Below are 11,731 nucleotides of genomic sequence, written 5' to 3' on the forward strand. Positions count from 1 at the left end.
GTCACTCCTCCTCGTCGGGTGGGGCGAGAAGCCCGGCTGCCGTTATCAAACTTTCGGCGATTTCGGAGAGCTTTCTATTTTGGTTCATCGCGGTCTTGCGCAGCAAGGCGTAAGCCTGGGGCTCGGAGAGACCGCGCGTCGTCATGAGAATGCCCTTCGCCCGGTCGATGAGCTTGCGGTTTTCAAGCTCCGAACGCGCCTCTTCAAGTTCCCGGGTCATGCGCGAGAAGGCGTTAAAGCGACTGATCGCCATTTCGAGGATCGGCTTAACGCGCTCCTGCTTCAGTCCGTCAACGACGTACGCCGATACCCCCGCTTCGACCGCCGCCTCGATCGAGGCACTGTCCGAACGGTCGACAAACATCGCGATGGGGCGCTTCACGGCACGAGAAAGCTGGAACATGTTCTCGAGCATATCGCGGTTGGGATTTTCGAGATCGATGACGATGACGTCCGGCTCGATCTCGGAAATACGGCGCGCAATTCCCGCGACGTCGTGAACGACGGTGAGGTGATCATAGCCGGCTTCCCGCAGGCCCGCTTCGATGACCGAGGCGCGCAGACGGTTTTCATCTATGACCAAGATGGAAAGTCGTTTCGGCCCTGCGTGCATGCCCGTGTCCACCAAGAAGACTGTCTCGGGTACACGATTTCCGCGCGCGGTCAACTGCCTGCAAATTCTCAGGGCCGGAACTAGGGTCGCGACAAGGTCGGACGACGGACCGTTAATTGCACAGAAATTCGCGTCGGGCCGGTCTGCTCAAACGGCGCTGTTCCGATACCGTCGCGGCGATACGCCCGTCCACCGGCGGACGGCGCGGACGAAAGAGGGCTGCCCGGAATATCCTAGATCCGCGGCAACGTGGGTGATCGATTTCGAAGAGCCGCTCAAAGCAACGAGCGCGCGCGCCCTTCGCGCTTCATCCAGAAGATCCGAAAAGCTCGTGCCTTCGGCCGCAAGTCGCCGCTGCGATGTTCGCACGCTGAAGCCACTCGCTTCGGCAAACCGCTCAACGGTCGGTTCGCCATCATCGAGCATGAAATCGATGAATGCCCGCGCCGTACACGCGAAACTGTTTGCGCTGTAGAGCGGATCCCAATGATCTTTGGGCCAATCGCCTCCAAACTTCCGGATGGAACTGGGGAACGGCCGATCCAGAACATCATCAGATATAAAAACCGTGAGCGCGTTCGTGTCGCTCGGCGTCGGGTGTGGTCCGAGGCACCCGTTGAGATGCGACAAGCCGAATTCCGGATGCGGCGTGATCTCGATTTTGCTGAGCGGCTCGCCTGCGTAACCCGTCATTTTACAAAGTGAACGGATCAGTGCGGCCAGGTATTGTTGCACAGTGTGCCGCGTGACATCGTCCACATCGAGAGTGAGTTCCTCACGAATGAACGCACCTGCGGCGGCAGGCGTGATCGTTAGAAATTCGTGTGTACAATGACGGGGCATCGCTTCACAGACAAGAGTGAGTGCCTCGCGCGGCGTCCTGCCGCCAAGCATGAGCTGACCCAGCTCTCCGAGATCGAGAATGCTCGTGTCTGTCACGACGCGCGTCGCGATGTCGGGTCCTTCCTGTAGGGACAGCATCCGCATTACTGAAAGAGCTTTGACCAGGGAAATCGGGCGGGAGGTTGCGTCCCAAGGCGGGGCTGATAGCCCTCCGCACGCGAGCACGTCGTCGAGCGACCGTCCGTTTTTTTGAACCCATCGAACGAACGGCGCGATATCGGACGCGCGCACCAGCGGGAAGCTTGAGATCATGCGAGCAGCGATTCAAACAAGCGGACCTTAGCTATTTTACACCGTCTGGCGCATAAAGCGAATTATTCCTCCGCTCGCACCGTACTCTCTCGAAAAATGTGAAATGGAGAGACAGCGTGGCAATAAAAAATCAATTTAAAATTGCGTCGGCGACTCTCATGAGTGCCGCTTTTTTTTCATGCGCCGCTCACGCCTTGACGGTGGATGAGTCCAAAGCGATTGCGATGGATGCGTATATTTATGGATATTCGCTAATTACGACGGAAGTTACGCGCGTTCAAATGACGAACGTCGACAAGCCCGACGGCACGCGGGGGCCGATGGGCAAGTTCGTTAACATTCCGCGTTATCCGCCCGCGGACTATCGCGGCGTATCAGCGCCGAATGCCGATACGCTTTATTCTCTCGCCTGGATAGATTTGGAAAAAGGTCCGACCGTTTTCTCTCATCCGGATATGGGGAAGCGATACTATCTGTTTCCCATGTATAGTCTTTGGATGCCTGTGATCCATTCACCCGGCACCCGCACGACGGGCGGCGCAGCAGAGAAATTCCTGCTGACCGGCCCGGGATGGAAAGGCGAGGTGCCGTCCGGCATGACGGAGATCAAATCTCCCACGCGTTACATGCTGATTCTCGGACGGACGTATGCAGACGGAAGCGAGGCCGACTACAAAGCCGTGAATGCTCTGCAGGCTGAGTACGACCTGCGGCCGCTCTCGGCGGTCGGCGCTGATTACACGTATGTGGCCCCGCCGGTGGATCCCAATCCGGGCTTCTCCATGACCGACAAACCACAGGACGTCATTCTTGGCCTTGGAACCGAAGGCTACTTCAACATGATGGCGCGGCTGATGTGTAAGGATGCGCCACCAGCGGCTGAGGATGCGCCTATCCTCGCAGAGATGGCGAAAATCGGCATCGAGCCGTGCAAGACATTCAGCTTGGCTAATCTCGATCCCAATGTTCAGGCAGCGTTGAAAGCGTTGCCGCAGCAGGCGCTCGATAAAATCGGCGCGAACAAGGCTGCGATGGGAGTGGAGGTCAAGAGATGGATCTTCACCAAGGGGCTTGGTGCATATGGCACCGACTACATGAAGCGCGCGCTCGTTGCGGCTTTTGGATGGCCGGCCAATTTGCAGGCTGACGCCGTCTATCCTTATACGGAGGTCGACAACGCCGGACAGCCGCTCAGCGGCGCGGACAAATATACGCTGACGTTTGCAAAGGGCCAGGAGCCGCCGGTCAACGGTTTCTGGTCGATCACGATGTACCAAATCGATCAAGGGTGGTGGTTCGTACCGAATGCGCTGAATAAATTTACGGTCAGCCCGCGCAACGATTTAAAGGCCAATCCCGACGGCTCCGTTACGCTTTACTTCCAGAATGAATCGCCGGGCGCCGATAAAGAATCCAATTGGCTCCCGGCTCCGAAAGGTGCGTTCCTGCCGATGCTGCGGATGTATTGGCCTAAGGAAACGAGCCCTTCGATTCTGGATGGGAGTTGGAGTCCGCCCGAGGTCGTGAAGGTAAACTGAGCCGCACTCATCGGAATGAAAGATCGCGCATACGGCATTGACCTTGATAGCCTGGAGTTCATCAAGCACCCGCGAGCAGCCCGGGATTTAGCTGCTCGCTGGCATTCCGCCGAAGTTGCGGAAGAAAGCTTCGATCAAAAATTGATCAGTCCACCGAAGCTGACGAGGTCGAGGCCTTCGAGGTCGGATAGACTGGACACGCCCAACACATCCGCATCGTAGTGCTGATATTTGACGTAGACTGTCATCGCCGCAGCGTCGATCTCCTGGGCAATGCCACCGCCGTAACGCTGGAACGAGCTCCCCGTGGCGCCAAGCGCCAGCGCAGATGGTCCAAGCTGGTCATCGTATTCGGCATAATCGCCATAGACGATCGTCGCACCCAGCGGCGTCCAGTTCCGGCGAATACCCGACTTGATGTACCAGTGATGGCTGTCCGGTGCGGTCGCGCCGTTCACGAGCTTTGCGTCGTTGTTGTCCTCACGGCCGTACGCGCCGTGGAAAAACAGACCCGTCGGCATATGCTCGATGTAGCCGCCAGCCTGGAAGTATTGACTGTCCTTCGAGGTCAGCACGGCCGTGCCGCTGATGCGCTCATCAGAGTTCTCAGAATAGCCGACGCCAAGGTTGACCTTGAAGTCGTTCCACTTGCCGGCATAGCGCGCCGCAAGTTCCCAGTCGTCGTCTTCGCCCCAACTCGCCGAGACTGAGAAGCCGCCGAACACAGGTGAATCATAGCGTACCGCGTTCATCACGATGCCGTCGCAATCGCCGCCGATCGGCGCATCCTGCGAATAGCAATAAGACAGCTGCCCCCACGTCATGTTGCCTGGTGCATACCCGCCGCCCTTCTGGCGCAGCTTGAACTGCGGAAAGCCGTCGAAGAACGTGTAGTTGTCGATGACCTGCGTGCCGGATTTGTCCGTGAACATGGCCGCGCTTTTTGAAGCGTTCGCCTGACGGCCGACGCTCAAGCTGCCCAACTGGTCGCTCTTCAAATACCAGAACGACATCTGGACATTGAGGCCTTGGTTGAAGTCCGCCGAGGTCTGGTTCATGGCGTCGCCGGTCGAGGCGTTGCGTCCGAACGGGTTGTCGGCAAGGTTCTGGATGCGAATCAGGTAGCCCGCGGTCCATCCGGGCAGGATCTGGGCCTTGCCGTTGAAGATCACATGCGTGGCCTGCGTCGGGCCGAGGCCGTGCAGGTAGACGTTGCTTTCAGCGCCATCGTCCCACCAGGTCATCTCTTGAGCCACGTAGCCGGAGATCGTCAGCGAGACCTTGCGGTTGCCTTTGCGCGCCGTCGTCGATTCAAGCTCGGCAACGCGTTCTTCCAAATCCGCGCAGCAATCACCGCCAAGGTCGGCTGCCTGAGACGGGGTAGCCGCGGCGACACACGCTCCTGCGATAACGGCAATGCAAAGAAGTTCGGTAGCTCGTTTCAATGATCGACTCCGCGTCCAGATTCCATGCTTCGATTTGTGTCTGGCGGCAGTGTCGATTATCCGCTCGTTGTCGAGAGGCAGTAGCGGGCGATCAACCGACTCTCGGCTATCGAGAGCGGTGATCTCTGTGATGGCGTTCATGCTGTACCCCCCGGTTCATCCGTCGCCTGAGAGAGGGAGGTTGCAATCGATGTGCCAATTTTGGCCGAAGTGGCGGCAGCTTGTAATGCCTGAATTCAGGCGCTTATCAGTGAGCTTTTCGCGATGGCCGGCATTGTCTGCAAGACAAAGTGTCGACAATGTCAAAGTTTGTCGACTTAGAATTTCGTGCCTTCGGCCTTGAACTTGCGAAGCCGATACGAGAACTGCCGCTCCGTCAAACCGAGCCGTTGCGCGGCTCGCGATTTGTTACCCCCGGAGAATTCGAGCGCCCGTTTCAGATCGTCTGGTCCGTGCGACGCAGCCGGAAGATAGGGGCGAACAGGCATCACGGATGACATCGGTTGCCGCGTCTGATGGCGCTCGCTCGGAGGACTGATATCGAAGACGCGATCGGTCAACAAGGCGGAAACCTCGACACGTCCGAGAACTGGTGCACTCGCGAGAAGAACGAGACGTTCGATGAAATTCGACAGTTGACGGACATTTCCCGGCCACGGCTGTTCGACGAGATAATGCATCGCGTCGGCGGTCAACGCGACCTCCCGCTTGTTCGCGACGTTCGCGCGGCTCAAAAAATGACGGACGAGTTCGGGAATATCGGACTGACGCTGCGCGAGCGACGGTAGAAGAATGGGAATGACGTTGAGACGGTAATAAAGGTCCTCGCGAAAGTCGCCGCTCTCCACCGCTCCGGCAAGATCGCGATTGGTGGCCGCCACCACGCGCATGTTGACCTTGATCTCCCGCTTACCGCCCAAGCGGACGACTGTTCCCTCTTGCAGCGTACGCAGCAACTTAGTCTGCATGAGCAGCGGCATCTCGCCGATCTCATCGAGAAAGATCGTGCCGCCGTTGGCTTGCTCGAACCAACCCATGCGGGCTTCGCTCGCGCCGGTAAAGGCGCCGCGCTCGTGCCCGAAAAGCTCCGATTCAAACAGTGTTTCGGGAATGGCTGCGCAATTGACTTTGATAAACGGCTTGTCTTTTCGCGGCCCGGCGACGTGTAGCGCGTGGGCGAAAAGCTCTTTTCCGGTTCCTGACTCGCCAAGCAGCAAAACGCTCGCGGTGGCGTCCGCGACCTGCTCGATCTGCGAGATCGCGCGCAGCAGTGCCGGCGAGCGTCCAACAATGCCGTAATGTGTTGCCTTGTCGCCGGCCGGTGCCGACGCTGCATCGCGCGCCTCGATGGCCCGCATCCGCCGATCAATGCGATCGTTGAGCGTTAGAAATTGACCGAGGATCGCAGAGAGAATTTTAAGAATGCGAACATCGTCCTGCAGCGGACGATCCCTATGGCGTATCCTGTGACAGGCGAGCGCACCGACGGTGCGGTCCTCGACGCGGATCGGGCAGGCAAAGAACGAGACGACGCCTTCCGGCAACTTGCTGCGTTCGACCGCGCGGCCAAGAAAGCTTGGGTCTTTATCAATATCCTGGACGATAATGAGTTGGCCGGTCTGAATGACGTAACCCGTGACGCCTTCGCCGAGTGCATATCGGCCGCGCGCAGCTTCTGCGGACGTCAACCCGTAGTAATAAGCGATGCGATAGATTTCTTCGTCAGGCGACTTCAGCACGATGCGGCCGCGATTCAGCCCAAGCATCTCCGAAAGCAGGTGCAGTACCCCGCGCGCAACCTGATCAAAGTAGAGCCCCTTCCCGATCAGGTTCGCGACTTCCTGAATCAGATAAAGCTCCTGAGCCCGCCAGAAATTGCTGCTCTCGCGTTGTGATTTCTTCTCGCTCGCCGTCATAACGCTTTCAATTGCATCTCCGGACCTGTCATAACGCGAAATCGCCCGCGCCGACGATGCGGCGCGGGCGTCCAGTGCCGAAAGATCGCGGATCGAGCGTTTCACCCGGCGCGACTTATTGCAAAGGACTTCAGATATTCGTCCGGCTTGGCGGGATCGAACAGCTTGCCCATGACACTGAACGTCTTTGTCGTTGCTTGTGGCGGCGTCAAACCTGCTTGTTTCATGGCCTTCGCCGCGTCGGTCACAAGGTAGACCTCGCGCGCGACCGACTGATAGTCAACGTCGCCCTTGATCTGGCCCCAGCGCTTCATCTGTGTCAGCGTCCAGACGGCGAAGCTTTCGTAAGGGAACGGATCGAATGCGATGCGAGCCGGGTCCTTTTTAACGCCGCCGAGACCATCAGCGTAAGTCCCAGTCAACACCTGCTCGACCACAGTCAGCGGCTGATTTAAATAGTTCGTTGGTGCGATGGCCGCGGCGATCTCCTTGCGATTTTCCGCCTTCTGCGCATACGCCGTCGCTTCCATGATGGCGCGCAGCAACGCTGCGGACGTGTTCGGCGTCTCAGCGATCATCTTGCGCGACAGCGAGAAGCTGCAACAGGGGTGACCGTCCCAAATCTCTTTGGAGAGAATGTGGATGAAGCCTACGCCGTCGTATACGGCGCGCTGGACGAGGTTATCCGGTGCCAGGAAGCCGTCGATGTTGTTGGCGCGCAGGTTGGCGACCATTTCCGGTGGCGGCACCAAACGAAGCTGCACGTCGGTATCGGGATCGATGCCGTGCTCCGCCAGATAGTAGCGCAGCAGATAGTTATGATTTGAGAAATCGTAGGGTATTGCGAACTTGAAGCCCTTCCAGTTCTTCGGATCGCGATTGTTCTTGTGCTTGTTGGCCAAACAAATGGCCTGACCATTGATGTTCTCGATTGCGGGCGAAACGAACGGTGCTTTCGTCGATCCGAGCCCGAGTGAGATCGCGAGCGGCATCGGCGCCAGCATATGCGCCGCGTCATATTCGCCGTTGATCGTCTTGTCGCGGACGATCGCCCAACCCGGCGTCTTCATGAGCTGCACGTTGAGCTTCTGTTTGGTGTAATAGCCCATCGGCGCCGCCATGATGATTGGCGTTGCGCAGGTGATCGGAAGAAATCCGATCTTGAGGTCTGTCTTTTCCGGCTTGCCGGTTTCTTCCAGCGCTTCGGCCGCGGCCTTGACCGGAAAGAGATGATTGAGTGCGGCCGCAGCCGTCGTCACGCCGACAGCCTTCAGGAAGTTGCGCCGCTCCAGTGGATTGGGAAACACAGCTCTGAAAAGTGCACGCTCAGTCGTTCGCTCAAGGGCGCTGGCTTGGCCCGATGTCGCTATGTCATGCGCGGCTTGATCGTCGTGCCCCCCGCACGAACATCCGCTTCGACCGCCTGGCACTTTGTCTTTATCCATATCGCACCCCAGTTGTTGCATGGATCGGCGCTTCGCAACAGCTGTGCCAAGGCCTGGAGTTGTGAAATAGGCTCGCAGAATCAATTGACTACGAGAGCGCGACGCTGTGACAGGGTAGCCAGCCCCTGCCTCTTGTCGACCTTCGTCGACATTTTGTCAGTACCTTCATGCCTGGGGCACGGGGACTTCTCTCGCATGCCAATCCGCCAAGCAAAAAGACCGTCGACATTGTCGACAAATTGTTGGCGAGAGAGGCGCATTTGAAATGCGCCCGATATGGCGCCACAGTCAAGCTAACAAATTGAATATGTTTATGAATTTTTAGTTGTTTACGATTGCTTGCGGTCTTGGCACGCGGCTTGCGGATATCCCCTCGAAGGCGACGGAAAGACCGTCATTCCATGAGAACCGAGGAAACAGCATGACCGCCTCTGCCCAGACCAAGACCATCGAAACCTATCTTCGGCCGATCGACCGCGACGGCCTGATGGCATTCGCCGAAAAGGGCCGTAACAACCCTGGCTCCCGCGGCACCAACGTCGTCAAGACGGTGTGCGAAGGCCAATACCGCACGCTCAGCTATGTCGGCGACCACACGCCAGTCGTCGTCGACGAGCCTCTGCATCTCTTCGGTCAGAACACCGCTCCAGCTCCGGGCGAGATCGTGCTCTCAGCGCTTGGCGGCTGCCTTGCCGTCGGCATCACGGCCGTCGCGACCTGGAAGAACGTGCGGCTGTCGAAACTTGAGCTGAAACTTGAAGGCGACATCGGGAACCCTGCCGCATGGGGTGCAGGCGGTGCCGAGCGTGAACCGTCGCAGATGGGCTTCCAAGAGATCCGCGTCACGGTCGACGTCGAGGGCGACGCCAGCCGCGAAGAGCTCGCGGAAATCGTGCGTCACGCGAACTATTTCTCGCCGGTCGCCAACACGATGCGCAACCCGATCCCGTTCAAGATCGCAGTCGCCGACTGATTGCCGATGAAGAGACCGGTGGCCCGGTCTCTTCCCCATTTCCTCAGCGGGAGTTCCACCATGCAGACTGTCCTCGCGTTAAAAAAGAACGCGCCGAGCGGCGATGCAGCTCCACCCGTAAGTGCGCGGCCAGACGACGAGATTCTGTCGCGCACGCGCACGATTGCCGAAGGCCCTTTGCGCGACCAGGCCAACGCCATCGACAAAGGACGCTATCCTCTCGACATGATGCGCGCCTTGGGCGAGGCCGGAGCTTTTTCGGCGCACCTCAAAAGCGGCGGTGAGCGCTTCGGCGTCGCCATCGAGGCGATGCGGACCGTCAGCAAGTCGTGCGGCTCGACCGGCTTTCTGACGTGGTGTCACGACGTATTTGGTCTCTATCTCGATCAGTCGCCGAACCGATCGCTAGCCGACCGAATGCTTTCCGCCCACGCGATGGGCGAGACCTTCGGTGGCACCGGCCTGTCGAACCCCATGAAGGCCTTCGCCGGGATCGAGCCAATGGCGCTGAAGGCCGTGCGTGCTCCTGGTGGATATCGCGTTTCGGGCACGCTGCCGTGGGTCAGCCATATCGGGCGCGGCCAATATTTTGGCGCGATCGCGCAAGTCTTCGATGGTTTTGGTGCCCCATTGCACGAGATCATGTTCGTGCTCCGCTGCGACGAGCCCGTCGAGTTGCGGGAGTGCCCGGCATTTTCGGGTATGGAAGGCACGAGCACGTGGAGTGTGCGACTGACGGACGTCTTCATCGACGAGTCGGATTTGATTGCCGATCCCGCGCGCCCGTTTATCGGACAGATTCAAGGGGCGTTCATTCTTCTGCAGTTCGGGATGGGACTCGGCGTCATTGACGGCGCGATCGAGTCGATGCTGGACGTCGAAGGCGTGCTTGGTCACGTCAATCAGTATCTTGCCGATCGTCCGGCAGACATAGTAGCGGAGTTTCAAGAGCTTTCGACCCGCGCATCGAAGCTTATCGAAACCCCATTCGAACGATCGAAAGACTTTCTTCTGGATGTCATCGACGTCCGCGCGCAAGCAGCGGAGCTGGCGTTGCGGGCGACGCAGTCGGCGCTGATGCATCAGGGCGCGCGCGGCTATCTGATGTCGGCCGCGCCTCAGCGCCGCATCCGGGAAGCGCATTTCGTTGCTATCGTCACCCCAGCGATCAAGCATCTGAGGCGCGAGATGGAACGCCTGTCGAAAGACGTGCAGCCAACGGAAGCGCAACCATGACCACCAAAACACGATCGATCGAACCAACCGACGGCCGCGGGCCGTGGAAGCGTTTCATCTGCCGCGTCTGTGGATTGATTTACGACGAAGCCGAGGGCGACATCGACAGCGGACTTCCGCCGGGCACGCGTTTCGAGGACATTCCAGACGATTGGGAATGCCCGATCTGTAACGTCACCAAGGTTGATTTCGATCCCTACGTGCCGCGTGCGATTACGGATATGCCCGCATCGACTGCGGTGCGGTCGCGCGAAACAGGCGTCGTCATCGTCGGCGCGGGTGCTGCCGGATGGGCAGCGGCGGAAGCCATTCGCGCCCACGACGGCACGCTTCCGATTACCGTCGTTACCGGCTGCAGCGGGGATGTCTATTATAAGCCTGAGCTTTCAATTGCATTGACGCGTGGTGCGACGCCCGAAAGCCTGACGCGAGAAACCGGCAGCGAGGCAGCCGCGCGCCTTGGCGTTCAGTTGCTGCCGCAGACCTATGCAGTCGGTCTGTCGCCAAATCTCGGAATGCTGCGGACCACGCGCGGCACGCTGCGTTTTACCGATCTCATTCTCGCGCAAGGAGCGCGCTCGGCAGCGCCCGATTGCTTGCCGCCGGAGCTCGTTTGGCGCATCAACGATCTTACCGCGTGGAGCGGCCTTTATCGCGCGCTCTCCACCGGTCCTCAACGTGTCGTCATCGTTGGCGCTGGAATGGTTGGATGCGAATTGGCCGAAGATCTTGCGCGTGCAGGCCATCACGTCACGCTCTTGGCGCCGGACAATCTGCCAATGCGGCCCTTTTTACCGGTGCCCGCTGCCTCGCGGCTTGCCGCTGGGCTTAAAAGCGTCGGCGTGACGTTCCTGGGCGAACAGACTGTAAAACGCGTCGCACGAAGTACCCACGGTAAACTGCTCGTTGCGACCATGAAGGGCGACACGATCGCAGCCGACCATGTCGTCGCCGCTACCGGCTTGGCAACGGAGCAGCGGCTATCGCGCAGCGGCGGCATTGCATTCGACCGCGGCGTCATCGTCGATCCGAAAACGATGAGAACGAGCGCTGCGCACGTCTACGCGCTCGGAGACTGCGTGACCATCGGCGGCGCGCCATGCCGCTATATCGAGCCGATCCGCGGCCAGGCGGAGGCAATTGCCAAAGCTATCCTTGGACATGAGCACGAGGGCTACGTTCATAAAACGCCGACCGTTCGCCTGAAGACGCGATCGACGCCGATCGTGCTTGAAGGATGGATCTCGGCCCATGGCGAGTGGCGCATCCTGCGCGATGACGCAAGTGCGCTGATCATGGAACAATGGGTCGGAAGCGAACGCGTCGCCAAGCTCGCCGCATGACGTTGCCGCTCACCGTAGACACGCAATCTCCCGCTAATGCTGCGCGGGAACTCCCACGGAGACTTTG

The 11,731-nt window shown here is 59.1% G+C and carries 9 protein-coding genes; 4 read left to right on the forward strand and 5 right to left on the reverse strand.

What is annotated here, in order from left to right:
• Position 1: 1 nt before the first annotated feature.
• Entirely contained in the window at positions 2-613 is a 612-nt protein-coding gene (locus HYP802_RS0120355; protein WP_024276431.1) for an ANTAR domain-containing response regulator, read from the reverse strand.
• Between the two features lie 147 nt (positions 614-760).
• Positions 761-1,768 carry an AraC family transcriptional regulator gene (locus HYP802_RS0120360; protein WP_035575855.1) on the reverse strand — a complete coding sequence of 336 codons (1,008 nt, stop codon included), beginning with the start codon at positions 1,766-1,768 and terminating at the stop codon, positions 761-763.
• A gap of 158 nt (positions 1,769-1,926) precedes the next feature.
• Between HYP802_RS0120360 and HYP802_RS0120365 the strand changes: the two genes are divergently transcribed.
• Complete coding sequence (locus tag HYP802_RS0120365; RefSeq protein WP_157135470.1) at positions 1,927-3,306, forward strand: DUF1254 domain-containing protein; 1,380 nt, start codon at positions 1,927-1,929, stop codon at positions 3,304-3,306.
• Positions 3,307-3,440: 134 nt separating this feature from the next.
• On the opposite strand, the gene HYP802_RS0120370 is transcribed toward HYP802_RS0120365, so the two are convergent.
• The 3 genes from HYP802_RS0120370 to HYP802_RS0120380 form a co-directional block, all read right to left on the reverse strand.
• Positions 3,441-4,751, reverse strand: a complete 1,311-nt coding sequence (locus HYP802_RS0120370) for a porin (protein ID WP_024276434.1) — start codon at positions 4,749-4,751, stop codon at positions 3,441-3,443.
• Between the two features lie 317 nt (positions 4,752-5,068).
• The gene (locus HYP802_RS0120375) at positions 5,069-6,667 is read right to left on the reverse strand and encodes a sigma-54-dependent Fis family transcriptional regulator (protein WP_024276435.1); all 1,599 of its coding nucleotides are present in this window, start codon (positions 6,665-6,667) and stop codon (positions 5,069-5,071) included.
• A 101-nt stretch (positions 6,668-6,768) separates the two neighbouring features.
• Positions 6,769-8,112: a CmpA/NrtA family ABC transporter substrate-binding protein gene (locus HYP802_RS0120380; RefSeq protein WP_024276436.1), complete on the reverse strand. Its 1,344-nt coding sequence runs from the start codon at positions 8,110-8,112 to the stop codon at positions 6,769-6,771.
• Positions 8,113-8,533: 421 nt separating this feature from the next.
• Between HYP802_RS0120380 and HYP802_RS0120390 the strand changes: the two genes are divergently transcribed.
• Genes HYP802_RS0120390 through HYP802_RS0120400 form a run of 3 tightly spaced genes read left to right on the forward strand, consistent with a single transcriptional unit; the run spans position 8,534 to position 11,664 of the window.
• The gene (locus tag HYP802_RS0120390; RefSeq protein WP_013949582.1) at positions 8,534-9,085 is read left to right on the forward strand and encodes an OsmC family protein; all 552 of its coding nucleotides are present in this window, start codon (positions 8,534-8,536) and stop codon (positions 9,083-9,085) included.
• A 60-nt stretch (positions 9,086-9,145) separates the two neighbouring features.
• Positions 9,146-10,321, forward strand: a complete 1,176-nt coding sequence (locus tag HYP802_RS0120395; protein WP_013949583.1) for an acyl-CoA dehydrogenase family protein — start codon at positions 9,146-9,148, stop codon at positions 10,319-10,321.
• Positions 10,318-11,664: an FAD-dependent oxidoreductase gene (locus tag HYP802_RS0120400; RefSeq protein WP_013949584.1), complete on the forward strand. Its 1,347-nt coding sequence runs from the start codon at positions 10,318-10,320 to the stop codon at positions 11,662-11,664. The genes HYP802_RS0120395 and HYP802_RS0120400 overlap by 4 nt, the downstream gene beginning before the upstream one ends.
• The last annotated feature ends 67 nt before the right edge of the window (positions 11,665-11,731 follow it).

It is taken from the genome of Hyphomicrobium sp. 802, from assembly GCF_000526135.1.
Lineage (GTDB): Bacteria > Pseudomonadota > Alphaproteobacteria > Rhizobiales > Hyphomicrobiaceae > Hyphomicrobium_B.

Excerpts from the sequence above, each read along its gene's own strand:
- HYP802_RS0120355 (WP_024276431.1), bottom strand. The coding sequence starts at position 613 with ATGCACGCAGGGCCGAAACGACTTTCCATCTTGGTCATAGATGAAAAC.
- HYP802_RS0120360 (WP_035575855.1), bottom strand. The coding sequence starts at position 1,768 with ATGATCTCAAGCTTCCCGCTGGTGCGCGCGTCCGATATCGCGCCGTTC.
- HYP802_RS0120365 (WP_157135470.1), top strand. The coding sequence starts at position 1,927 with ATGAGTGCCGCTTTTTTTTCATGCGCCGCTCACGCCTTGACGGTGGAT.
- HYP802_RS0120375 (WP_024276435.1), bottom strand. The coding sequence starts at position 6,667 with ATGACGGCGAGCGAGAAGAAATCACAACGCGAGAGCAGCAATTTCTGG.
- HYP802_RS0120380 (WP_024276436.1), bottom strand. The coding sequence starts at position 8,112 with ATGGATAAAGACAAAGTGCCAGGCGGTCGAAGCGGATGTTCGTGCGGG.
- HYP802_RS0120390 (WP_013949582.1), top strand. The coding sequence starts at position 8,534 with ATGACCGCCTCTGCCCAGACCAAGACCATCGAAACCTATCTTCGGCCG.
- HYP802_RS0120395 (WP_013949583.1), top strand. The coding sequence starts at position 9,146 with ATGCAGACTGTCCTCGCGTTAAAAAAGAACGCGCCGAGCGGCGATGCA.
- HYP802_RS0120400 (WP_013949584.1), top strand. The coding sequence starts at position 10,318 with ATGACCACCAAAACACGATCGATCGAACCAACCGACGGCCGCGGGCCG.